This window comes from Variovorax sp. efr-133-TYG-130 (genome assembly GCF_030208835.1).
Taxonomy (GTDB): domain Bacteria; phylum Pseudomonadota; class Gammaproteobacteria; order Burkholderiales; family Burkholderiaceae_C; genus Variovorax.
Genome location: NZ_JARVTD010000001.1, coordinates 163097 through 185174, shown reverse-complemented (window position 1 = coordinate 185174; position 22078 = coordinate 163097). Strand labels below are relative to the sequence as shown.

The window sequence follows — 22078 nt, the reverse complement described above, 5'->3', positions numbered from 1 at the left end:
CGCCGCTGAACGAACGCAGCCAGTCGTCCACCGCCTTGCTCGCAGCCGCGACGTCCTCCTTCACGATCGTGTTCAGCGGCGCCACCGCCGTCTGGGGTTCGCGCTCGGTTGCCTGCGGCTTCGATGCCGCTTCCTGTTCTGCCATTTTTCTTTTTCTCTCGCGCTCTCGTTTCAGGTTCGATGGCCCCGCGGGCGGCCGGGCAGGGTCAGCCTGCGAAGCCCGGCGTTCTGCCGGTGGAGGCAGGGTTCGCAGCTGCCGTGGCGATGCCCGGCGGCTTGATTCCGCCGGAAGCAACGCCGCTCATCACGCCGGTGATCGGCACGCCCATCGGGCCGAGCTTGGCGCCCGCCGCCTGGATCGCCATGCCGGTCGCCGCCTGGCTCGCCTGGCCGAGCAGCGCCTTGGCACCGCCCTGCTGGATCGCCTGCGCCGCGCCCACGGCCTGCTGCGCGACACCGGCCGCTTGCGTGACCTGGCTCAGCGCGCTCGCCGCTTTGCTGCCCATGCCGGCCACGCCTGCGAGGGCGCCTGCGGCACCGCCTGCAGAGCCAGCCAATCCGGCGGCGTTGCCCACGAGGCCGGAGATGCCCGAAATGCCTGATACGCCTCCGCCCGCTCCGCCTGCGGCCGCGCCGGTCGCCGCTTTCGCCTTCCAGTCCTCGGGCGTTCCGTAGTAGCTGCCTTCGTCCCACGGGTCGCGCGGGTCCTTGCCGAACGTGACCTTGGCGGTGCCGATGGGCAGGCCCGACACGGTCGCGAAGCCGTTGCGGTCGAAGGTGCCAGCGTGCGTGCCGCCTTCCGAATCGACCACCGTGAAGTCGCCCTGCGCCACGCCCTGGCGCTTTTCGCCGGTCGGCTTGATGTACTGGTGATAGAGGTCGAGCTGCCCCTTGGGCAGCGGCGGCGGATTGGGCAGCGCGGGCTTGCCATCGTTGGCCGGCCCGACGAGGCTGTGCACCGAAGCGTGCTCGCGCCAGGTGCCGGCCGTGCCGTGCTCGATCCCGCCGGAGCTCCAGCGGCTGTAGCTGGAGCCGCCGTTGATGACCACTTCTTCCTTCGCGTGGATGGTGATCTTGTTGGCCGTCTGCGTGATGTTGAGCTTGGCCAGCACGTTGACGCTGTCCTTCAGCGCCTTGATGTCGATGTCGGCACCGGCCGCCACGAGCCGCATACCGGCCTTGGAGGCGAACATGCGGATCGCGCTCTGCACGCTCACCAGAAGGCTCTTGCCCGCGCTCACGCTCGTGTGGCCGCCGCTGGTGAGCGCGGTGTGCTCGTTGCTCACGATGTGGGTCGAGCCCTGCGCCACGGTCTGCAGGCCCTTGGCGCTGGCCAGGGTCATGTGCGCTTCCTGGAACTCGGGGAACTCGCCCTGCTCGCGGTTGCCGCCCTGTCCCTTGATGGCGTCGTTCTGCTCCTTGAGGCTCGCGGTGACTTCGTCCTGGTCGCCGGTTTCATGAGCCTGCGCGCCCTGCGCAACGCCGCTCAGGCCCTCGTGCAGATCGCGCGCCTGCGTGAGGCGGCCCACCGTCTCGCTCATGTCAGTGGAATGTGCCTGGGCATTCGGGCGCGCCTCGGTGGTGACCAGCAGCCCCTTGCCCGAGCGGACCACGCCATGCCCGTCGGTCCGCAGTTCGAACCCCTGCCCTCGCGGCTCCTTGCGCCCGGCGGTGTCCTCGATGCGCCCGATGTGCCCCACGCTCAGCTGGCTGGCCTGGTGGTCGCTTCGCAGCTGCGCCTGGATCTTGCCCTGCGTGTCGTCCAGCACGAGATGGTTGCCGCGCCCGCCTCCGAGCTCGCGGCTCCTGATGCCCGACAGGTGCTTCTGCCCCGGCAGTTCCCACGAGGGCATGGTGTCGGCGTTGTGCACGCAACCGGTGACGATCGGGTAGTCGGGGTCGCCGTTGAGGAAGTCGACGATGACCTCCATGCCGACGCGCGGCACGCTGGTCATGCCGAAAGTGGCGCCCGCCCACGCGGTGGACACGCGCACCCAGCAGCTCGAATGCTCGTTCTCCTGGCCGAGGCGGTCCCAGTGGAACTGCACCTTGATGCGCCCGTACTTGTCGGTCCAGATCTCCTCGCCTGCCGGGCCCGCCACCATCGCGGTCTGCGGGCCGCGCGTACGCGGCTTGGTTGTGGTGCGCACGGGGCGCCAGGGGTAGCTGGTGGGCTGAGCGTCGAAGGCGAACAGCTGTACCGAGCCCTCGGCACCCTCGGCGCCCTCGCTCGCCTGGAGGTTCTCCCGCAGGTGGTAGCTCACGCTCAACAGCAGGTATTGGCGGTTCTGGTCGGCGCGCGGATGGCCGGTGAGTCGCAGCGTGTGGCCGGTGGCCAGCTCGCGCAGGTTGGCGCGGCCGGTCACGCGGTTGCGCTGGCTCAGTTGCTCTTCATTGCGGATGCGGGCGTAGGTTTCGCCGTCTCCGTGCTGCGTGAAGCCGCCGGGCCATTCGTAGTTCTCGTAGCTGTCGTGGTCGTGCCCGGGCGGCATCTGCCGCAGGTGGGACAACTCGGCCTTGGGCTTCTCGAAGTCGTAGTCGTCGTTGTAGTGGTGGCCGGAGCGCACTTCCTCGGCGATCTCCCACGCGTAGATGCGCTCGCGCTGGCCCATGCCCGACTTTTCCAGCGGGTGGTAGCGAACTTCTTCGCCGCCCGGCAGCGGGCCGTGCGATCCGGCGATGTCGTCTGCGAACACCAGCACATGCTGCGAGGCCTCGTGCCTGAAGTAGTAGTAGATGCCTTCGAGCTCGCACAGCCGCGAGATGAAGTCGAAGTCGCTCTCGTGGTACTGCACGCAGTAGTCCCAGCGCCGGTAGTCTCCGCGCGCGAGCTTCTGCTCCACGGGGTAGCCATAAGACCCCAGGACCTCTCCGATGATGTCGGGCACGCTCTTGGCCTGGAAGATCCGGAAGTCGCTGCGCCGCGTGGCCAGCCACAGCCACGGACGCAGGCGCAGCCGGTAGAACGAATGGCGGGCGTCTTCCTGCTGCAGGCCGAATCGGGTGGCGATGCCGCCGAGATGGCGCACGCCGCCTTCGGTTTCCACGACCACTGTCGCAGGCTTGCCCAGGAGCGCCTTGGCATCGACCGCGTTGCTGGTGCCGAACAGGTCGACGTCGAACGCATAGAGCTGGCTCAATGCCTCGCGGCCCACCAGTTGGTGGAACTGCAATGCATCGCCGGCTGGAGTCTGGATGGTGACGCGGCGGCTGCTCATTGCGGCGCCGCGTAGAGGCTATAAGCCGAATCGCCTAACTGCAATTCGTCTAATAAGAATATCGTTAACAAATTGAACATCAAATACACCTCCCCTTGCACGATTTGCTCTTATTTTAATTGCGGAGCCAGCGGCAGAGGCAATTGAAAAGTCTTCAATTCATAAAACCGGGAAATTGTTCTTCGAAGAATTCGAAAAGAATGCGAATAACGGGATGCAGGTAAATAAATGGTTTCAACGGCGGCTGACGAGCATCGCCCTCTCCACCCGCATCACGGCCAACAGCGCCATGCGCAAGGACCGGAGTCCAACGCACGGCGCCGCATTTCAGCTCAGCCCGGCGTGCGTGCCGTGAGCCATTGCGAAGATGCGAGGGCCGAAGCCACCACGCGCACTTCGCCGATGTTCCCGAAGAAGCCATCGGCGCGGGCTCCATCCCACGAACCACCGCCCACCACCCACGCAGAGGTGGCCGACAACGTCGCCAGCCCCCGCGCCGCGGTCGCATTGCGCAGCACCGGCGCTCCTTCCACGTACATCGTGGTGTCGTGGGACACCGGGTCGTTCACGATCGCGATGTGCACCCAGCGGTCTGCGATCACCTCGCCAGACCAGTTGGTCTTGGGGTCGGGAGGCGCGCTCGGGCTCGGCACGACTTCCCATTGCACTTCGCGCAGGCTCGATATGGCAAACAGCATCGGGGGCGACTCGCCATCGCCCGCCGTGAAGCCCGGCAGATCGCCGCGGCGGCCGTCGCGCGTCATGATGTTCATCCACGCCTGGTTGTTGCTGGTCCAGCTCTTGTCGATCTTGATGAACGCCTCGATGGTGTATCCGTTGTCCAGCGTCTGGGCATTGATCGGCGCCGCCGCGTCGGTCAGAAAGTAACTGAGCCTTGGGGTGTTCTTGTTGGTGTTGAGGAATCGCACCGACCCTGGCGCAGCCGACAGGTAGTGCCGGTCTTCCGTCCAGACGATGTCGCCGTCCGCGGCTCCCACTACGCCGCCCTGGTTGAGCGCATCGCGATGCAGCGGGTTGTTGCCCGTGACGTCGGGCACCACGGTACCCGGCAGCACCGGCTGGTTGACGGTGCCGCCAAAGAAGCGCCAGTGCGCCAGCGTGTTCGCCACTTTCGGATAGTCCTCCGAGTTCGCAGCGGGCCGCTGCTCCACGGTGGCAGGTTCCTTGTAGTTGGCAAGAATCATCGCGCGAGCCTTGTCGACCAGGGAACCGTCGACGGTGGCGCTGCCTGTGCCGAAGCTCTTGTTGAACCCGCCGAAGCGTTGTGCGAAATCCATGTCGATCTCGAAGGCCTCGTTGGGCGTGGTGAGCACCGCCTGGTCGAAGGCGTTCAACGTGGCTGCGGGCTTCTGCGGCACCCAGGGCGAGAACGACAGCACCTTGATCTTCTTGTTCGTCAGGTCGAACTCGTAGAGACGCATCAGGCCATTGCCGCCCTGGTAGGCCATCTGGTAGTCGACCACCATCTCCTCGACCTTGCGGCCGAAGTTGTTGATCTTGGTGAGATGCGCGGCACCGTGGTGGTGGCCGTTGAGCGTCATGAAGATCTGGTCGTTGTCGCGGATGAGCTTTTCCCACAGCATCTTGCCGTAGTCGGTTTCAAGCGGGCTGGTGCCGTCAGGTGCGATGTTGAGCAGTTGGTGGTTGACCAGGATCACAGGCAGCGTCGGGTTCTTCGCGATCATCTGGCGGGCCCAGGCAATGCCTGCGTCGGAGATGCGCCATGACAAAGACAGCACCATGAACTTCTGGCCTTGCGCCTCGAACACGTGGTATTCGTGGAAGCCGCTCGGGTCGCGCGCGCCGAAGGTGGCCTGCTTCTTCGCGCGCTCGGCGCCGAACCACTGGATGTAGGGCTCGTTGGCGGGAGTGCGGTTGGCGTCGGTGCCGCCCACGGGGTCGATGCTGTAGTCGATGTCTCTGAGCACGTCGTGGTTGCCGGCCAGCACGCTGTAGGGCAGCTTTGCGTCTTCGAGCACCTTCATGGCGGCATCGGCCACCTTCCACTGATCGGGCTTTCCGACCTGGTCGACCACGTCGCCAAGATGGACGGTGAATGGAATGTTCAGAGCCTTCGCATTGGCGGCGATCCATTTCGTCTGTGCGGCGAAGGGAGCGCTGCCAAAGCGCTTGTCGTATTGGTCGCTCTCGGCCGCGGTGGCGTAGCGCGCGTAGAACTGCGTGTCGGGCATCACGGCGAGCGCGAAGCTGGATATCTTGGCTGCGGCAGCCGGTGGCGGCGGTGCAGGCGCGGGAGCCGGCGCTGGAGCAGGCGCGGGCAGCGGACCGAGAACAGGTGCCCCGCCACCGCCGCCACCACAGGCCGCGAGCAAGGCACCGCTGCCGCCGACGGTCAGAAGCGACGCGCCGAGCTTGAGCACCTGGCGGCGCGGCGGAGTGCTGCTGGCATTGCCCTGTTCTTGGGAATTCGACTCGACAGGCGGAAGGATGCGCGGTGCGCGCGCACCGCGCGATTCATCGGAAGCGGACATGGGAAATTGGGAGAAAAGATGACGAAGCGCGCAGCGTAGAAATCTGCAGTGACGCGGGCATGTAAGGCCCATGACACTTTCCAGCGCGGTCAGCTCACACCCGGCCCGCGCGCTCCACCCGTTCCAGCGTTACCACGCGCCACGCACACAAACTGCCGAGCACCGCCAGCGCGGCCGCTGCGGTGAACATCGTGCGATAGCCGAAGGCCTGCGCGACCGCGCCGCCGAGCAGCACGCCCAGCACGCCGCCGAAGCCATAGCCGATCACCGTGAACAGCGCCTGTCCGCGCCCGCGCAGCTGGCCGGGAAAGCGGCGCGACACCACCGCGATGCAGGTCGTGTGATGCGCCGCGAAGCTCAGCGCATGCAGCCACTGCGCCACGATCAGCGCCGCGACGAAGCCGCCCAGCCCCGCGGTAAGGCCCAGCCGCGCGACGGCGGCAATGCCGCACACCAGCATCCAGCGCGGCATCGGCAGCAGGCCGATCAGCCGGCCCTGCAGGAAGAACCACACGATCTCCGCCACCACCGACAGCGCCCACAGCAGGCCGATGGTGCTCTTGCTGTAGCCGATGGAGTCGAGGTAGAGCGAGAAGAACGCGTACACCGAGAAGTGCGACATCACCTGGAAGAACAGCGCCGCGAAGAACCACCGCACCGCGGGGTTGCGCAGCACCGGGCCGATGGGCACCTTGACGGCGTCGTGCGCGGCGGGCGGCTCGCGCAGGTCGGGCAGCTTCATCGTCGCGATCAGCACGATGGCCAGCGTGCCGGCGGCCCACGCCGGAAAGTGCTTCATGCCGAAGCGCTCGAACCACTCGCCGGCAAAGAACACGGTGACCAGGAAGCCGGCCGAGCCGCACAGCCGGATGCGCCCGTAGCGGCCCCAGTCGCCCGCCACGAGCTGTGCCATTGCGGCCTCGGTGAGCGACATCATCGAGCTGGTGTGCGTGAACATCACGAGCAGCACCAGCGCGAGCCACCAGGCACCGCCGTGCCACCAGAGCCCGAAAGAGCTGGCCAGCGCCACCGCCGCGCTGAAGCGAAGCAGCTTCACGCGCTGCCCGGTGTGGTCGCTCAGCGCACCCCAGGCATAGGGCGCGAAGACCCGGGTGATCGACTGCACCGAGGCCAGCAGGCTGATGGTGAAGATCGGCAGCCCCAGGTCCTTGAGCCACAGCGGCAGGTAGGGATTGAAGAAACCGATGTGCGCGAAATAGCTGGCCGACAGGCCAGCGAACGCCAGCAGATGGCCGCGCCCGGCGGCCACGGACGCCGGCGCGGACACTAGAGGAAGGACGCCTTGGGCGAAGAGGCTTCCGTCTTCTCGGCCGCGTTCTGCTGTTGAAGTTCCACGTCGCCGCACTGCGCACGGTTGCGCAGCACGTGCTCCATCACCACCAGCGCCAGCAGCGACTCGGCGATGGGCGTCGCGCGGATGCCCACGCACGGGTCGTGGCGGCCCTTGGTGACGACCTCGACCGGGTTGTTGTGGATGTCGATGGACTGACGCGGGCTGATGATCGAGCTGGTGGGCTTGATGGCAATGCTGACTTCCAGGTCTTGCCCGGAGCTGATGCCGCCAAGAATGCCGCCTGCGTTGTTGCTCAGGAAACCGGTGGGCGTGATGGAGTCGCCGTGCGTGGTGCCGCGCTGCACGACGCTGTCGAAGCCGGCGCCGATCTCGACCGCCTTCACCGCATTGAGGCCCATCATCGCGTAGGCGATTTCGGCGTCGAGCTTGTCGTACAGCGGCTCGCCCAGGCCCACGGGCACCTTGGTGGCCGTAACGCGGATGCGCGCGCCGCAGGAATCGCCGGCCTTGCGCAGGCGGTCCATGTAGTCCTCCAGCGCGCTCACGTCGGCGACAGGCGCGAAGAAGGGATTGTTGGGCACGTGGTCCCAGCTCTCGAACGGGATGGCGATTTCGCCGATCTGCGTCATGCAGCCGCGGAAGACCATGCCGTACTTCTCGGCCAGCCACTTCTTGGCGACCGCGCCGGCGGCTACGGTGGGCGCGGTCAGCCGGGCCGATGAGCGCCCGCCGCCGCGCGGGTCGCGGATGCCGTACTTCTTCCAGTAGGTGTAGTCGGCGTGGCCGGGGCGGAACTGCTGGGCGATCTGCCCGTAGTCCTTGCTGCGCTGGTCGGTGTTCTGGATCAGCAGCGCGATGGGCGTGCCGGTGGTCTTGCCTTCGTAGACGCCCGAGAGGATCTGCACTGCGTCAGGCTCGTTGCGCTGTGTGACGTGGCGGCTGGTGCCGGGGCGGCGGCGGTCCAGGTCGGCCTGGATGTCGGCCTCGCTGAGTTCCATGCCCGGGGGGCAGCCATCGATGACGCAGCCGATGGCCGGGCCATGCGACTCGCCGAAATTGGTGACCGCGAAGAGTGTTCCGAAGGTGTTGCCGCTCATGGCTGGGATTATCCCTACAAAGCGGCGCTTCCTCAGCCGGTCGTGCTTTCGGGCGTGTTTTCCATGCGCTTGCTGAGCGCGCCCAATTGCAGCTCGATGGAGAACAGCCGCTCGTTCAGCACCGCCGTCTGGAGCCGGATCGCCTCGATGATGGCCCGGGTCTGCGGGTCGGGGGCGTTGTCGCAGAGTTCGGCCAGGTCATGCAGCTTCTTGCGCAGTTCATTGCTCATGGAAGGCTCCGGTGATCGATCGATCGCGTCGTGGGAGTCGCCAGTATGGGGTTTCGTCAACGCTCCGGCAAACTACTTTCGCGCCGAAGTGCTTTCAGACCGAAAGGTCCACATCACCACATCGTCCTTCTTCAAGACAAGGCGAGTGACTTGCTGTTTCGCATCTTTTTGGGTAGCGCCTGCTCCCGATGTCTCCACGACCATCTGAGCGCCGATTCGGGAGCGAATCGTGACATCCCGGAGGATGCCGACGGAATCCGATGAAGAGGTCGAGCAACGCAAGTTACTCGAGGAGGTCATTGGCAGCGAACGGCACACGTCGCCCTTGACCAAAAGGTCTACGTTCTTCATTTCGCCGAAACCAAGCGCTCGAATAGTGCTTGTTGGAATTTCAAAGAAATTCCCTGTGAGTAACGTCAATGCCAAGAGCGTCACTGCAGCAGCGACTGGTGCGAAGAGCCATGTCTGCTTCACAGACAAACGAGCCGTGGCTAAATTTAACCCGATTAGCAGAAACACCCAAGCTGCGACCATGAGGAAAATCAGCCATGAAGGATGATCGCTGCCCACAAAAAAACGCAGTGCTACTTGAAGTGCCGTGAATATGCCGACTATCCACGCGTACGCGCTAAAACTAAGTAGGAAAATTGTCTCTAGCCCAGCAACTCCATCGACTTTAGCTTCGGCAAGATCTTTCGAGTTTCCGCGAGCTCTGCTCAATTTAAAAACTCGCCAAACCACGGCAGCTACAGGCACCGCAAAAGATATCGGGATTGCGTAGTTGACAAAGGATGCAACTTTATCCTCCCGCATCAAAACAAGGACGACGAAGATAGGGAACAGGACTCCCGTAGCAGCAACAGTTGCAAGAGTCCAATTGTCTGGCAGCAACTTCGAATTATGCAATGCGTACCGGGTCGCCACCCCTGGCAACACAGCCATGAACACAAACGCAGTGACTGTTGCGAGACCGACCAGCGCAACCGCTGATAGCAGAGCCGTCGAACTAGCCAAGTCCACATCCGGCATGAATCCGATGCGAACGAAAAAAGCGAGGATGAATAACCCGCCAATCGTCAGGACAGCAGTAGCGAAAGTCTTGATCGGATTCGCAAAAACGAAATCCCGAAACGGTTTTTTCTCGGTGGTCATTGGGCAATAGACAGGCAGTTCTTACCCGACGATACCCGCTTGAGCACCCAAGTCAGTCAGCCATTCGTTTCAAGCTACTCGCTCAACTCGGCACTTGCGCGCCAAATCGGCTTGCGTGCCCCGCTCAGCCACACAACCACCAAAGTGCCCACCATCATCAGCACTGGCCCCTCATCGGACTCATTCGTCGGCGATGCGGCGACGGTATCCCATGCGCTATTTCCACGCGGTTTTTCCATGACTCTCAGGCGGCTAGGTCCAGCCAGTTTTCGAGCTTTACCAGGGCTTCGCTCCAGCCATGGTGGTGCGCGTCGCGCGCGGCTTCGTCGAAGAACTGCTCGTGCAGCAGCAGGAGCTCGCAGCCTTCGGCATCGGGCTCGATGCGCACCGTGACACGCGACTCGCGTTCCGGCGTGCTGCGCCAGGCCCAACTGAAAACCAGCTTGCGGTTGGGCACCACCTCGAGATAAGTGCCGCTCACGTCGTACGTCTCGCCGTCGTCGGCAAGCATCTGCACGCGGAAGCGGCCGCCCACGTGCAGGTCGACCTCGGCGACAGGCACTGCGACGATCTCGTCCGGCCCGAGCAACAGCTTCAGCGCTTGCGGGTCCGTCCAGGCACACCCGACGCATCGAGGCGCCCGCTCCAGAATCTTTCGTACCGCGACAACCACACGGCGGCCTCCTGCATGGGCCGGGGCGACAGCTCGCAGCGCACGATGCGGCCCTCTTTCGCGCGAGAGATGAGACCGGCGTCTTCGAGCACGCGCAAATGCTTCATGAAGCCGGTGAGCGACATGCCGTGCGGCTCGGCCAGTTCGGTGACGCTGAGGCTGCGCTCGCCCAGGGTCTCGAGCACGGTGCGGCGCGCGGCGTCGGAGAGCGCGGCAAACACCGCGTCGAGGGTGCCGGGGTCGGAATCCGCGGTTGAGTGAACCATGCGGTTGAGTATCTGGAAGGCCCCGGAGACCGGTCAAGCAGCACGGATCGCCATGCGGCGGGCACGCAGGCCGCGCAGGCCAAGTACCGGGCGATATGCTCGCCTTCGACACACCGGCACCCGACGAAGGAGAACCATCGATGCCCGACCTGCGCCAGCTGTATCCCCCGATCGAACCCTACGAGAGCGGCATGCTCGATGTGGGCGACGGCCACCGCATCCGCTACGAGCGCGTGGGCACGCCCAGCGCCAAGCCGGCGGTGTTCCTGCACGGCGGGCCCGGCGGCGGCATCTCGCCCGACCATCGGCGGCTGTTCGATCCCGCGCGCTACGACCTGATGCTGTTCGACCAGCGCGGCTGCGGCCTGTCGCAACCGCACGCCGGCCTGGAAGCCAACACCACCTGGCACCTGGTGGCCGACATCGAGCGCCTGCGCGAACGCGCGGGTGTCGACAGCTGGCTCGTGTTCGGCGGCTCCTGGGGCTCCACGCTCGCCCTCGCCTATGCACAGAAGCACCCCGAGCGCGTGAGCGAACTGGTGCTGCGCGGCATCTACACCGTGACCCGCGCCGAGCTGAACTGGTACTACCAGTTCGGCGTGTCGGAGATGTTCCCCGACAAGTGGGAGAAGTTCCAGGCCCCCATTCCCGAGGCCGAGCGCGGCGACATGATCGCGGCCTATCGCAAGCGGCTCACCGGCGACGACGCGGCGGCGCGCCTGGAGGCGGCGCGTGCCTGGAGCGTGTGGGAAGGCGAGACCATCACGCTGCTGCCGAGCTCGGCGCTCGCCGAAACGCATGCTGGCGATCATTTCGCGCTGGCCTTCGCGCGGCTGGAGAACCACTACTTCGTGCACGACGCCTGGCTCGAAGAAGGCCAGTTGCTGCGCGATGCGCACCGGCTGCACGGCATTCCCGGCGTGATCGTGCACGGCCGCTACGACATGCCCTGCCCCGCGCGCTTCGCCTGGGCGCTGCACAAGGCATGGCCGCAGGCCGAGTTCCACCTGGTCGAAGGCGCGGGGCATGCGTACTGGGAGCCCGGCATCCTCGACCGGCTGGTGCGCGCGACCGACGGCTTCGCGGCGCGCTGAGCCCGGCTTGGCGGGAACGCTTTATGCGTGCTGCGGCGCAGCATCATCACCCCTGCGAAGGAGCGCCCCATGCTGGACCGTACCGCCACCCAGTTCTCCCACGTCAAGCCCGGTGACACCGAGTTCGTCTCGGGCGGCTTGCGCGACTTCTTCCTCTACCGCGACCTGGGCATTGCCGAGGCCACCAACGGCAAGGTGATCGCGCACCTCGTCAAGGCCAACATGGCACCGGAAACGGGCACCGGCTGGCACCGCCACGAAGCGGACTTCCAGATCGTGATCATGGTCAAGGGCTGGGCCCGCTTCATGTACGAGGACAAGGAAACGCTGGTCGAGGCCGGCGACGTGGTGCACCAGCGCCCGGGCATCCGGCACTTTCTGTTCGACTACTCGCCCGACATGGAGTACCTGGAAATCGTCTCGCCGGCCGACTTCAAGAGCATCGACGTCGAGCCGGTCTGCGAGATCCCGCCGCCGACGCCCTGGAAGTAGCGACAGCGCCGGCGGCCCCACCGCCGGCCGAAGGAAAGCTGTCTTCCACCTGACCTGCAACGTAAAGAAATCCGGCTGTATCGCGCGCCAAACACCTTGCCAACAACTCCTTCAAATAAGATTCATTCGCGGTAAGAATTTCCATCGGTGGTGCTTTTGTTTGCGCCACATCGGCCCGGCCCGTGTCGCCCGCGCCCCCTTTCGGAAAGCTCGCAATGAATCGTCTCTCGTCTTCGACACGCCGCCGCACGCCTGTTGCGCTCGCACTTGTCGGCCTTGTTTCCTCGCTGCCCGCCGCGTTCGCGCAGCAGGCCCCGCAACCGGCGGCGCCGAGCAGCACCGCGAGTTCGCCTGCCCCGGGCACATCGGTGCCGACCACGCTGCGCGAAGTCCAGGTGCAGGGCGCGCAGGACAGGACCGGCTTCGGCGCCAACCCCGCGACCATCAGCCGCCTGCCGGCCGACCTGCGCGATGCGCCGCAATCCGTCACCGTGATCAACCAGGCCGTGATGCAGTCGCAGGCCGCGACTTCGCTGGCCAGCGCACTGCGCAACGTGCCGGGCCTGACCATCGGCGGCGCCGAGGGCGGGCAGATCGGCACCAACATCAACCTCAACGGCTTCTCGGCCCGCACCGACCTGTACCTGGACGGCGCGCGCGACCGCGCCCAGTACTACCGCGACACCTTCGCGCTCGAATCGGTCGAGGTGCTCATGGGCCCCTCGTCGATGCTGTTCGGCCGCGGTTCCACCGGCGGCATCATCAACCAGGTGACCAAGAAGCCGTCGCTCACGCCGGCGGGCGAAGTGTCGGTGTCTGCCAGCACCACGGGCTTGGTGCGCTCGACCGTCGACGTCAACCGCCCGCTGTCCGACACCTCCGCCTTCCGCATCGCGGCCATGGGCCAGCAGGGTGACGCCAGCACGCGCGAGCAGACGAAGCTGAAGGACTTCGGCCTGGACGCGTCGCTCAAGTTCGGCATCAACACGCCGACGCAGGTCACGCTGTCGGCGCTGGTGCAGCACAACCGCGACCAGCCCGACTACGGCGTGCCGCCGCTCAACGGCCATCCGGCCAAGGTCGACCGCGACCAGGCCTACGGCTTCAGCGACGACCGCACGATCTCCGACATCCAGGCCTTCGGTGCCCTGGTGCAGCACAAGATCACGGCCGACACCTCGATCCGCAACCAGACGCAGTACAACGACGTGACCACCGACGCACGCGAGACCGCGCCGCAGTCCATCGGCACGCTGTCGTCGAAGAACGTGTTCACGCCCTTCTCCACCGGCACCACGGCCGTGCCGGCGGCCGCCTTCTCGTCGCTGCCGCTGAGCACGCTGTGGGTGCGCCAGCAGAGCCATGACCGCACGATCCACGACAAGTCGCTGTTCAACCTGACCGAGCTCAGTACCAGGTTCAATACCGGCTCCGTCAAGCATTCGCTGCTCGTTGGCCTCGAGCTGGGCCACGACACCTACGAGAACCAGGCCTACTACCGCAACGGCACGTGCAACGGCGTGGCATTGAACCCGGCGGGCGGCACCAGCGGCTATGCCGCCTGCTCGCCGCTGCTGGCGCCCTACCAGGGCAACACGCCGAGCACCGCGCCCAGCCTGCGCGGCAACCTCGCCAACGCCAGCGCCACCACGGTGGCCGGCTACGTGAACGACACGATCGAGCTCAGCCCGAAGTGGAAGCTGGTGGCCGGCGTGCGCCAGGACCACTACCGCGCCAGCATCTCCAACAGCATTCCCACCGCGACCACGCTGGCCTCCGAGAGCCAGACGGTCGACTTCACCAGCGTGCGTGCGGGCGCCATCTGGCAGCCCACGCCCGAGCAGTCGTACTACGTGTCTTACAGCACTTCGTTCAACCCCTCGCTCGAGCAGCTCGTGGCCACCACGGGCGCCACGCAGCCGCTGCCGCCCGAGAAGAACAAGGCCTACGAACTCGGCGGCAAGTGGGACCTGAACGACGGCAACCTCTCGCTCACGGCCGCCGCGTTCCAGATCACGCAGACCAACGCCCGCGCGCAGAACAACGACGGCACCTACAGCGCGACCGGCACGATCCGCGTGAACGGCGCGCGCGCCGGCGTGGCCGGCCGCGTGACCGACAAGCTGCAGCTGTTCGGCGCCTACACGCACCTGGACGCGACCATCGTCGACGGCATCGCCCCCGGCACACTCGGCAAGGTGCCCGCCAACACGCCGAAAGACGCGGCCAGCCTGTGGGCCACCTACGCCATCACGCCCGAATGGGAAGTCGGCGGCGGCACCACCTACAGCGCGAAGCGCTACGCCAACAACACCGACCTGGTGGAGGTCGGCGGCTACGTCCGGCTCGATGCGATGCTGGCTTACCATCAGCCCAAGTACGACATCCGGCTGAACCTGTTCAACCTGGCCAACCGCCACTACTACGACGCGCTGATCCCCTCGGACGGCGGGCGCGCGGTGCCGGGCTCGGGCCGGGCCGCCACGCTGACCTTCACCTACCGCCTCTGAGCCTGCAACCGAAGAAAGAAGCCACGCCATGCTGGTCTGCATCCCCGGTGTCCTCGACCGCGACGCGCTCGCCGCGGTTCGCGCGCGCCTCGATGCGGCCGGCGACGCCTGGGTCGATGGCCGCGTGACGGCGGGCCACCAGGGCGCGCCGGTCAAGTTCAACCAGCAGATCGACGAGGGCTCGGCAGTGGCGCACGAGTGCCAGTCGATCATCGCCAGCGCGCTCGAGCGCCATCCCACGTTCATCAGCGCGGCGCTGCCCAACCTGCTGTATCCGCCGATGTTCAACCGCTACAGCGAAGGCATGCGCTTTGGCCTGCACGTGGACGGCGGCGTGCGCATCGACCCGCGCACCGGCCGCAAGCTGCGCACCGACCTGTCGGCCACGCTGTTCCTGTCGGAGGCCGACAGCTACGACGGCGGCGAGCTGCAGATGGAAGACACGCACGGCATGCAGACCGTGAAGCTCGCGGCCGGCGACATGGTGCTCTACCCCGCCACCAGCCTGCACCAGGTGACGCCCATCACGCGCGGCGTGCGCGTGGCCTGCTTCTTCTGGGTGCAGAGCCTCGTGCGCGACGCCGGCGACCGCGCACTGCTGTTCGACATGGACAACGCGATCCAGCGGCTGAACCAGAGCGGCGCCGACGAATCGGCGCGCCGCACGCTGGTGGGCACGTATCACAACCTGCTGAGGAAGTGGAGCGACACCTAGCCGTTGGCTGTCAGCGTCCGATGAAGCGCGGCGCCCGCTTCGCCATGAATGCGGCCACGCCTTCGCGCGCATCCGCGCTGCCGGCACGCTCGCGCAGGAGCTTCCGCTCCATCGCCAGGTGCTCTTCAAAGGGCCGGCCCGGCGCGCCGGCGCACAGGGCCTTGATGCCGGCAAACGACGCACTCGCACCCTGGGCCAGCCGTGCGACGAGCGCCTCGCTGGCGGCGGCGAGTTCAGCATCGGCGTGCACCGCATCGACCGCGCCCCATGCAAGGCAGCGCTGGCTGTCGACGGCGTCGCTCAGCATCAGCAGTTGTTGCGCGCGAAGGGGCCCGACGCGGCGGGAGAGAAAGTAGGAAGCCCCGGCGTCAGGCGACAGCCCGATGGCCGCATAGCCGGTTCGCAGCTTCATCGATTCGGCCGCGAGCACGAAGTCGCCGCACAAGGCGAGCCCCACGCCTGCGCCGCCCGCCGGTCCGTTCACCGCCACAACCAATGGTGCCGGGTTCGTCGAGAGCCGCAGCAGCGCGGGGTGCAAAGGTTCGAGGATGTCGTCCACCAAGTCCGGCAGCCCTTCTCCCGCTGCCACGAACTCCTCGATGTCGCCACCCGCGCAGAACACGCGTCCTTCGCCGGTCAGCAGGATTGCGCGCGGCTTGTGCTGCAGCACGTCTTCGATGGCATGCACGAGAGCACGGCTGCTCTTCAGTCCCAGCGCATTCGCGCGCTCCGGGCGCTTGAGAACGATGCGGGCTATGTCGTCTGCTACTTCCCAGCCGATGCCTTCTTCTGTGTTCATTTCTGTTGCTCCAGGTTTGGTTTGCTTGTGTTCGGGGTGAGTGCACAGGCCACCGGGTACTCCCCTCCGCGAATGTCCCCCGGGCTTCGCCCTCCTCCTTTATTTCGCTGCGGGGAGCACCCGGCGCCCTGTGCACGACGGGCGCTCTGCTCTTGTGCTGGCTGGTCAACAAGTGCTCTGGACGCTCACGCTGGCGGGGTACCTTGCGCAGCGAAATAAAGGAGGAGGCCGAAGGCCGGGGGACATTCGCGGAGCAAGGTACCCCGTCGGCGTGAGCGCACCCCGAAAAAAACCAGCAAAGATCAAATCCCCGTAAGCCCCCCCGTACACATCAGAGTCTGCCCACTCACATAGTCCGACTCAGGCGCGCAAAGAAGATACACAGCCCCCGCAGCCTCTTCAGGCGTACCGCCGCGCCCCAGAGGAATCGACTGCTCCATCATCGACAGCAACCCCGGGTTGATGCCCACCTTGATCTCGCGCCCCTCGATGTTCGCAGTCGTCGCTTCGGCCGTGCTCGCGGTCAGCCGCGTCTGAATGAAACCGAAGGCCACGCAATTGACGGTCACGTTCATGCGCCCCCACTCCTTGGCCAGCGTCTGCGTCATGCCCACGATGCCAGCCTTGGCCGTCGAATAGTTGGCCTGCCCCGCATTGCCGAAGAGCCCCGCCACCGACGAGATGTTGACCACCTTGCGCACCACGCGCCGGCCCGCTTCCGTCTCGGACTTCGACAGCGCGCGGATCACCGGCTGCGCCGCGCGCAGGATGCGGAACGGCGCCGTCAGGTGCACGTCGATCATGGCGTACCACTGCTCGTCGGTCATCTTCTGCACCACGCTGTCCCAGGTGTAGCCGGCGTTGTTGACGACGACGTCCAGTCCCTTGTATACGTTCACCGCCATGCCGATGAAGCGCTCGGCAAAATCCGGCGCGGCCACGCTGCCGACGCAGGCCACGGCCTCGCCACCCGCCGCGCGGATGGCCTGCACGGTCTCTTCCGCCGGGGCCTCGTCAAGATCGTTGACGACGATGCGCGCGCCTTCCGATGCCAGCTTGAGCGCGATGGCCCGGCCGATGCCGCGGCCCGAACCCGTGATGAGGGCGACCTTGCCGCCGAGCTTGGGTGTCATGTCTCTGGTCCTTCTTCGGTTGATCTCAGCGCAGCGCGACGAGCGCCTCGCCCGCGATGCGCGTCTGGCCGTACTGGTTGGCGCTGAGCACCTCGACGCGCACGCAGCGCTCGCCGTCATGCTCCAGCTTCTCGACCACGCGCCCGCTGCACCGCACCGCGTGCCCCAGGTGCGTGATGCCCTGGAAGCGCACATCGAAGCGGCGCAGCTGCGATTGCGGCGCCCACTGCGTGATCAAGCGGCCGAGCCAGGCCATGCCCAGCATGCCTTGGGCGAACACGTCGGGCATGCCGGACTTGCGCGCGAAGTCGGTGTCGATGTGAATCGGGTTGTGATCGCCCGAGGCGCCCGCGAACAGCGCGAGCGTGGTGCGGGTCACCGGCGGCAGTTGCAGCGCGGGCAGCTCGTCGCCGATGTTCACGGCGTCGTAGGTGGGTGCGGTCATGGGCGCGGGCTCCCTCATCAATGGCGGCAGACGATCACGGTGCGCAGCTCGGCCACCAGCTCGTCGCGCTGGTTGGTGGCGCGCGAGGTCTTGATGACGAATTCGAGCGCGCCGTTCTTCTTGTCGTAGATGTCGGTGATGGTGGAGCGCACCGTCACCGTGTCGCCCACGCAGGCCGGCCGGTGGTAGCTGAAGCCCTGCTCGCCGTGCAGCAGCTTCGACAGCGGAATCCCCAGGTCGGCCAGCAACCGGTCGGATGCGCCGGAGTCCAGTTCGGCCGCGAAAAGGAAGGTCGGCGGCGCGGGCAGGTCGGGGTAGCCAGCATCGCGCGCGGCGGCGGCATCGGTGTAGACGGGGTTGGTCTCGCCGATGGCCTTGGCGAAGAACTGCAGGCGGGTGCGCTCGATCGGCAGCACCGATGCGGGCAGCTGGTGGCCGATCCATTTCTTGTCGATCATCGCCAGGCCTTTCAAACGCGCTCGTAGAGCGTCACCACGCAGGCGCCGCCCAGGCCGAGGTTGTGCTGCAGCGCCAGCCGTGCGCCTTCCACCTGCCGCTTGTCCGCCGTGCCGCGCAACTGCTGGACCAGCTCCGTGCATTGCGCGAGCCCGGTCGCGCCGAGCGGATGCCCTTTCGACAGCAGTCCGCCCGAGGGGTTGGTGACGACCTTGCCGCCGTAGGTGTTGTCGCCGTCGAGCACGAATTTCTCCGCGCCGCCCACCGGGCACAGGCCCAGCGCCTCGTAGCTGATGAGTTCGTTGTGCGCGAAGCAGTCGTGCAGCTCGACCACGTCGACATCCTGCGGGCCGACGCCGGCCGAGTCGTACACCTTCTGTGCGGCTTCCTGCGCCATGCTGAAGCCGACCACCTCGCGCATGTCGCGGCTCTCGAAGGTGATGGGCCGGTCGGTGGTCATGGCCTGCGCCTTGATGCGCACGCTGCGGTCCAGCCCGTGGCGCTCGGCGAAGCACGCCGAGCACACGATGGCCGCCGCCGCGCCGCAGGTGGGCGGGCAGGCCATCAGCCGCGTCATCACGCCGGGCCACATGACGGGCGCGGCCATCACCTCGTCTTCGGTGACCACCGTTCGGAACAGCGCCACCGGATTGTTCGACGCATGGCGGCTGGCCTTGGCGCGGATCTTCGCGAAGGTGGACATCTGCGTGCCGTACTGCTGCATGTGCGCCAGGCCCGCGCCGCCGAAGTAGCGCAGCGCGAGCGGCACCTGCTCGTTGCCGACCAGTTCGTCGGTGATGTTCTCGAAGTGGTCGAATGGGCTGGGCCGGTCGTTGAACACCGCACCGAGCGCACCGGGGCTCATGTGCTCGAAGCCCAAAGCCAGCACGCAGTCGGCGGCGCCGCTGGCCACTGCCTGGCGCGCCAGGAACAGCGCGGTCGACCCCGTGGAGCAGTTGTTGTTGACGTTGACGACGGGAATGCCGGTCATGCCCACCTCGTAGAGCGCGCGCTGGCCGGCGGTGGAGTCGCCGTAGACGTAGCCCACGTAGGCCTGCTGCACCAGCTCGTAGCCGATGCCAGCGTCTTTCAGGGCGGCATTGGCGGCGTGGCTGGCCATCTGCGGGTACGGCTGGTTCGCGCCGGGCTTGGTGAAGGGGATCATGCCGACCCCGGCTACATGGACGTCCTGACTCATGGGAGGCTCCTGGAAATTGATGGATTGAATGGAAGAAGGCCGGGTTCAGGCCACGCCGCGCTGGCGCCCCTGCCAGAAGGGTTCGCGCAGCTTGGTCTTGAGCACCTTGCCGGCGCCCGACAGCGGCAGCGCGTCGAGCACGGCCACGCTGCGCGGGCACTTGTAGCTGGCGATCAGCGTCTTGCAGTGGGCGATCAGTTCTTCCGGCCGTATGCCCTGGCCCGGCTTGAGCACCAGCGCCGCATGCACGGCCTCGCCCCACTCCTCGCTCGGTATGCCGATGACCGCGCAGGCCGCCACGGCCGGATGCTGGTTGATGGCGTTCTCCACTTCGGCCGAGTACACGTTCTCCCCGCCGCTGATGATCATGTCCTTGAGCCGGTCGACCACGAAGATGTAGCCGTCGTCGTCCATGTAGGCGCCGTCGCCGGTGTGCATCCAGCCGTCGCGCACGGCGGCGGCCGTCTGCTCCGGCTTGTTCCAGTAGCCCTGCATCACGTTGGGGCCGCGCACGGCCACTTCGCCGACGGTGCCGCGCGGCACTTCGGCGCCGTCCGCATCGACGATGCGCACTTCCATGCAATAGCTCGCGCGCCCGGCCGAGCGCAGCTTGCCGCGCTTGCGCCCTTCGGCCGTGTGGTTGCAAGGCGGGTTGATGGTGGCGATGGGCGACAGCTCGGTCATGCCGTAGGCCTGCGCGAACTCCACGCCCGGAAAAGCCTCCATCGCGCGGTTCAGCACCGCCTCGGAGATCGGCGAGGCACCGTAGGTGATGCAGCGCAGGCTGCCCAGGTCGCGCGGCTCGCGCATTGAGGGGTGGTCGACCAGCATCTGGATCATCGTCGGCACCAGCAGCGCATGGGTGACGCGGTCGGCGGCAATGGCGTTGAGCACGGCTTCCGGGCTGAACGCCGGCACGATGGCATGGGTGCTGCCCTGGAACCAGTGCGGCGTGGCCAGGCCCATGTCCGCCAGGTGGAACATCGGCGCGGCGTGCAGGTAGCACGAGCCCGGCGGCGCCAGTCCTTCGCCGAGCGCAGCGAAGCCGGAGGCGCAGATGTTGGCGTGGCTCAGCATCACGCCCTTGGGAAAGCCGGTGGTGCCGCCGGTGTAGAAGATGCCGGCCAGGTCTTCGTCGCGGCGCGCAGCATCGGGCACCGGCGCGGCGGCGTCGATCAGCGCCTCGTAGCCGTGCATGCCGGCGGGTTGCGCGCCGTCGCCGCAATAGATCACCTCGCGCAGGCTGGTGGCCTGGCCGCGCATCTGCTCGACCAGGGCGCGGAAGGTCTCGTCGACCAGCAGGATGGTGGAGCCGGAGTCTTCCAGCGAATACAGGATCTCCGCGGCCGACCAGCGGATGTTGCAGGGGTTGAGCACGCCGCCGCCCCACGGCACGGCCATCTGGTATTCGAGGTAGCGCCCGGAGTTGAGCGCCAGCATGGCCACGCGGTCGCCAGGCTGCATGCCCAGCCGCTGCAGGGCGCCCGCCAGGCGTGCCACCCGGTCTGCGTACTCGCGGAAGCTGCGGGTGCGGCCGGCAAAGCGCACGGCCACCTTGTCGGGATGCTGCTGCACGCTGCGGTGCAGGGACTGGGTCAGGTACATGGCGAGTGTCTCCGTCTCTTTCTTGTGTGGCCGCATCGTAGGAAGCCGGCCGCGCCGCGGCGATTGCCTTTCGCTTCGATCGCATTGCAGAAAACGTCAATCGACACGGTGGCATGCTTGGGGCCTGATCGCTGCGCCCATGCTGCAACCGCCAGTCACCATTCCGATCGCCTTCGTCCAGGGCATGCTCTCGGGCATCCGTGCCCGGGGCCAGGCCGCGCCCGTCGATGCGAACGCGGCGCTGGAAGACGCGGGCATCGCGCCCGCGCTGCTCGACGCGCCGGGCGCGCGCGTCACTGCCGAGCAATACGTGGCGCTGTTCGCGCTGCTGATGGAGCGGCTCGACGACGAGGCGCTGGGCTTCCTCTCGCGCCGCCTGAAGCGCGGCAGCTTCGCGCTGATGACGCGCGCCACCCTGGGCGCGCCCAACTTCGAAGTGGCGCTGCGCCGCGTGGCCCATACCTTCGGCCTGCTGCAGGACGACCTGACGCTGGTGCTGCTGCGCGAAGGGCCGCTGGCGGGCTTCGGGCTGCGGCTGAACGATCGCGCTGCGGTGCAGCAGAACTTCCTGCACGAGCTGATGCTGCGCGTGTACTGGCGGCTGCTCGCCTGGTTGCATGGCGGCCGGCTGGCGGCGCGGCGCTTCGATTTCGGCTTCGAGCTGCCGCCCTATGCGGACGGCTACGCCAAGGTGTTCCCGGGGCTGCTGCAGTTCGGCCAGTCCTGCACCGCCGTGTGGTTCGACGCCGGCGCGCTGCAGACGCCGGTGCATCGCGACACCCAGGCCATGAACGTGTTCCTCGCGGCGGCGCCGGCCAACGTGATACTGCCCCGGCTGGCGGAACAGGCGGTGAGCGCGCGGGTGCGCTCCGTGCTGCAGCAGAACCGGCCGGCATGGGCCGACCTCGCGACGGCCGCGAGCAGCCTGCACATGTCGGTCAGCACGCTGCAGCGGCACCTGGCGACCGAAGGCACCTCGTTCCAGTCGCTGAAGGACCAGCTGCGGCGCGACCTCGCCATCGTGCGGCTCAACACCAGCACGGTGCCGCTCGCGGCGCTGGCGGAAGAGCTGGGCTTCGCGGACAGCGCCGCGTTCCAGCGGGCCTTCAAGGCCTGGACGGGCGGCGCGCCGGGCTCGTACCGGCGGCGCCGCTAAGCGGGCTCCGA

The 22078-nt window shown here is 66.8% G+C and carries 20 protein-coding genes; 6 read left to right on the top strand and 14 right to left on the bottom strand.

The window, feature by feature from the left end; translation table 11 throughout:
• Positions 1 to 206: 206 nt before the first annotated feature.
• A complete protein-coding gene (locus QRN67_RS00795; RefSeq protein WP_285409834.1) occupies positions 207 to 3218 on the bottom strand; it encodes a type VI secretion system Vgr family protein in 3012 nt (1003 codons plus the stop codon).
• 175 nt (positions 3219 to 3393) lie between these two features.
• Between QRN67_RS00795 and QRN67_RS00790 the strand changes: the two genes are divergently transcribed.
• Positions 3394 to 3573: a hypothetical protein gene (locus QRN67_RS00790; RefSeq protein ID WP_285409832.1), complete on the top strand. Its 180-nt coding sequence runs from the start codon at positions 3394 to 3396 to the stop codon at positions 3571 to 3573.
• Here the strand turns inward: QRN67_RS00790 and QRN67_RS00785 are convergent.
• The 7 genes from QRN67_RS00785 to QRN67_RS00755 form a co-directional block, all read right to left on the bottom strand.
• Positions 3551 to 5731: a LamG-like jellyroll fold domain-containing protein gene (locus tag QRN67_RS00785; RefSeq protein ID WP_285409831.1), complete on the bottom strand. Its 2181-nt coding sequence runs from the start codon at positions 5729 to 5731 to the stop codon at positions 3551 to 3553. The genes QRN67_RS00790 and QRN67_RS00785 overlap by 23 nt on opposite strands.
• Positions 5732 to 5825: 94 nt before the next feature.
• Entirely contained in the window at positions 5826 to 7019 is a 1194-nt protein-coding gene (locus tag QRN67_RS00780; RefSeq protein ID WP_253819794.1) for an MFS transporter, read from the bottom strand.
• Complete coding sequence (aroC, locus tag QRN67_RS00775; RefSeq protein WP_285409830.1) at positions 7019 to 8143, bottom strand: chorismate synthase; 1125 nt, start codon at positions 8141 to 8143, stop codon at positions 7019 to 7021. Before aroC ends, QRN67_RS00780 begins: the two co-directional genes overlap by 1 nt.
• Before the next feature lie 32 nt (positions 8144 to 8175).
• On the bottom strand, positions 8176 to 8373 hold the full coding sequence (locus QRN67_RS00770) for a hypothetical protein (RefSeq protein WP_081267022.1): 198 nt from the start codon (positions 8371 to 8373) through the stop codon (positions 8176 to 8178).
• Between the two features lie 72 nt (positions 8374 to 8445).
• A complete protein-coding gene (locus QRN67_RS00765; protein ID WP_285409829.1) occupies positions 8446 to 9525 on the bottom strand; it encodes a hypothetical protein in 1080 nt (359 codons plus the stop codon).
• Positions 9526 to 9769: 244 nt separating this feature from the next.
• Positions 9770 to 10087: an SRPBCC family protein gene (locus QRN67_RS00760; protein ID WP_285409828.1), complete on the bottom strand. Its 318-nt coding sequence runs from the start codon at positions 10085 to 10087 to the stop codon at positions 9770 to 9772.
• A 32-nt stretch (positions 10088 to 10119) separates the two neighbouring features.
• Positions 10120 to 10464, bottom strand: a complete 345-nt coding sequence (locus tag QRN67_RS00755; RefSeq protein ID WP_503010800.1) for an ArsR/SmtB family transcription factor — start codon at positions 10462 to 10464, stop codon at positions 10120 to 10122.
• A 140-nt stretch (positions 10465 to 10604) separates the two neighbouring features.
• Here QRN67_RS00755 and pip point away from each other — a divergent pair, with 140 nt between their 5' ends.
• From pip to QRN67_RS00735, 4 genes are all read left to right on the top strand, one after another.
• Positions 10605 to 11558 (top strand): prolyl aminopeptidase, encoded by a 954-nt coding sequence (gene pip, locus QRN67_RS00750; RefSeq protein ID WP_285409827.1) that lies wholly within the window; start codon positions 10605 to 10607, stop codon positions 11556 to 11558.
• Between the two features lie 69 nt (positions 11559 to 11627).
• Positions 11628 to 12050, top strand: a complete 423-nt coding sequence (locus QRN67_RS00745; RefSeq protein WP_081267020.1) for a cupin domain-containing protein — start codon at positions 11628 to 11630, stop codon at positions 12048 to 12050.
• Positions 12051 to 12265: 215 nt separating this feature from the next.
• Complete coding sequence (locus QRN67_RS00740; RefSeq protein WP_285409824.1) at positions 12266 to 14560, top strand: TonB-dependent receptor; 2295 nt, start codon at positions 12266 to 12268, stop codon at positions 14558 to 14560.
• A gap of 28 nt (positions 14561 to 14588) precedes the next feature.
• Complete coding sequence (locus QRN67_RS00735; protein WP_081267018.1) at positions 14589 to 15275, top strand: Fe2+-dependent dioxygenase; 687 nt, start codon at positions 14589 to 14591, stop codon at positions 15273 to 15275.
• 10 nt (positions 15276 to 15285) lie between these two features.
• Here the strand turns inward: QRN67_RS00735 and QRN67_RS00730 are convergent, their stop codons facing one another.
• The 6 genes from QRN67_RS00730 to QRN67_RS00705 all read right to left on the bottom strand — a co-directional run bounded on the left by QRN67_RS00730 (position 15286) and on the right by QRN67_RS00705 (position 20911).
• On the bottom strand, positions 15286 to 16074 hold the full coding sequence (locus tag QRN67_RS00730; RefSeq protein ID WP_285409821.1) for an enoyl-CoA hydratase/isomerase family protein: 789 nt from the start codon (positions 16072 to 16074) through the stop codon (positions 15286 to 15288).
• Positions 16075 to 16376: 302 nt separating this feature from the next.
• Complete coding sequence (locus QRN67_RS00725) at positions 16377 to 17207, bottom strand: SDR family NAD(P)-dependent oxidoreductase (protein WP_285409820.1); 831 nt, start codon at positions 17205 to 17207, stop codon at positions 16377 to 16379.
• Positions 17208 to 17232: 25 nt separating this feature from the next.
• Entirely contained in the window at positions 17233 to 17652 is a 420-nt protein-coding gene (locus QRN67_RS00720) for a MaoC family dehydratase (protein ID WP_081267114.1), read from the bottom strand.
• 17 nt (positions 17653 to 17669) lie between these two features.
• Complete coding sequence (locus QRN67_RS00715; RefSeq protein WP_285409818.1) at positions 17670 to 18110, bottom strand: MaoC family dehydratase N-terminal domain-containing protein; 441 nt, start codon at positions 18108 to 18110, stop codon at positions 17670 to 17672.
• A gap of 11 nt (positions 18111 to 18121) precedes the next feature.
• Positions 18122 to 19306, bottom strand: a complete 1185-nt coding sequence (locus QRN67_RS00710) for a lipid-transfer protein (protein ID WP_285409817.1) — start codon at positions 19304 to 19306, stop codon at positions 18122 to 18124.
• A gap of 45 nt (positions 19307 to 19351) precedes the next feature.
• Positions 19352 to 20911: an acyl-CoA synthetase gene (locus tag QRN67_RS00705; protein ID WP_285409816.1), complete on the bottom strand. Its 1560-nt coding sequence runs from the start codon at positions 20909 to 20911 to the stop codon at positions 19352 to 19354.
• A gap of 139 nt (positions 20912 to 21050) precedes the next feature.
• On the opposite strand from QRN67_RS00705, the gene QRN67_RS00700 reads away from it, so the two are divergent.
• On the top strand, positions 21051 to 22067 hold the full coding sequence (locus QRN67_RS00700; RefSeq protein ID WP_285409814.1) for an AraC family transcriptional regulator: 1017 nt from the start codon (positions 21051 to 21053) through the stop codon (positions 22065 to 22067).
• The last annotated feature ends 11 nt before the right edge of the window (positions 22068 to 22078 follow it).

Excerpts from the sequence above, each read along its gene's own strand:
- QRN67_RS00755 (WP_503010800.1), bottom strand. The coding sequence starts at position 10,464 with ATGGTTCACTCAACCGCGGATTCCGACCCCGGCACCCTCGACGCGGTG.
- QRN67_RS00720 (WP_081267114.1), bottom strand. The coding sequence starts at position 17,652 with ATGACCGCACCCACCTACGACGCCGTGAACATCGGCGACGAGCTGCCC.
- aroC (WP_285409830.1), bottom strand. The coding sequence starts at position 8,143 with ATGAGCGGCAACACCTTCGGAACACTCTTCGCGGTCACCAATTTCGGC.
- QRN67_RS00735 (WP_081267018.1), top strand. The coding sequence starts at position 14,589 with ATGCTGGTCTGCATCCCCGGTGTCCTCGACCGCGACGCGCTCGCCGCG.
- QRN67_RS00710 (WP_285409817.1), bottom strand. The coding sequence starts at position 19,306 with ATGAGTCAGGACGTCCATGTAGCCGGGGTCGGCATGATCCCCTTCACC.
- QRN67_RS00745 (WP_081267020.1), top strand. The coding sequence starts at position 11,628 with ATGCTGGACCGTACCGCCACCCAGTTCTCCCACGTCAAGCCCGGTGAC.
- QRN67_RS00785 (WP_285409831.1), bottom strand. The coding sequence starts at position 5,731 with ATGTCCGCTTCCGATGAATCGCGCGGTGCGCGCGCACCGCGCATCCTT.
- QRN67_RS00725 (WP_285409820.1), bottom strand. The coding sequence starts at position 17,207 with ATGACACCCAAGCTCGGCGGCAAGGTCGCCCTCATCACGGGTTCGGGC.
- QRN67_RS00705 (WP_285409816.1), bottom strand. The coding sequence starts at position 20,911 with ATGTACCTGACCCAGTCCCTGCACCGCAGCGTGCAGCAGCATCCCGAC.
- QRN67_RS00770 (WP_081267022.1), bottom strand. The coding sequence starts at position 8,373 with ATGAGCAATGAACTGCGCAAGAAGCTGCATGACCTGGCCGAACTCTGC.
- QRN67_RS00715 (WP_285409818.1), bottom strand. The coding sequence starts at position 18,110 with ATGATCGACAAGAAATGGATCGGCCACCAGCTGCCCGCATCGGTGCTG.
- QRN67_RS00700 (WP_285409814.1), top strand. The coding sequence starts at position 21,051 with ATGCTGCAACCGCCAGTCACCATTCCGATCGCCTTCGTCCAGGGCATG.
- QRN67_RS00730 (WP_285409821.1), bottom strand. The coding sequence starts at position 16,074 with ATGAACACAGAAGAAGGCATCGGCTGGGAAGTAGCAGACGACATAGCC.
- QRN67_RS00765 (WP_285409829.1), bottom strand. The coding sequence starts at position 9,525 with ATGACCACCGAGAAAAAACCGTTTCGGGATTTCGTTTTTGCGAATCCG.
- QRN67_RS00795 (WP_285409834.1), bottom strand. The coding sequence starts at position 3,218 with ATGAGCAGCCGCCGCGTCACCATCCAGACTCCAGCCGGCGATGCATTG.
- pip (WP_285409827.1), top strand. The coding sequence starts at position 10,605 with ATGCCCGACCTGCGCCAGCTGTATCCCCCGATCGAACCCTACGAGAGC.
- QRN67_RS00740 (WP_285409824.1), top strand. The coding sequence starts at position 12,266 with ATGAATCGTCTCTCGTCTTCGACACGCCGCCGCACGCCTGTTGCGCTC.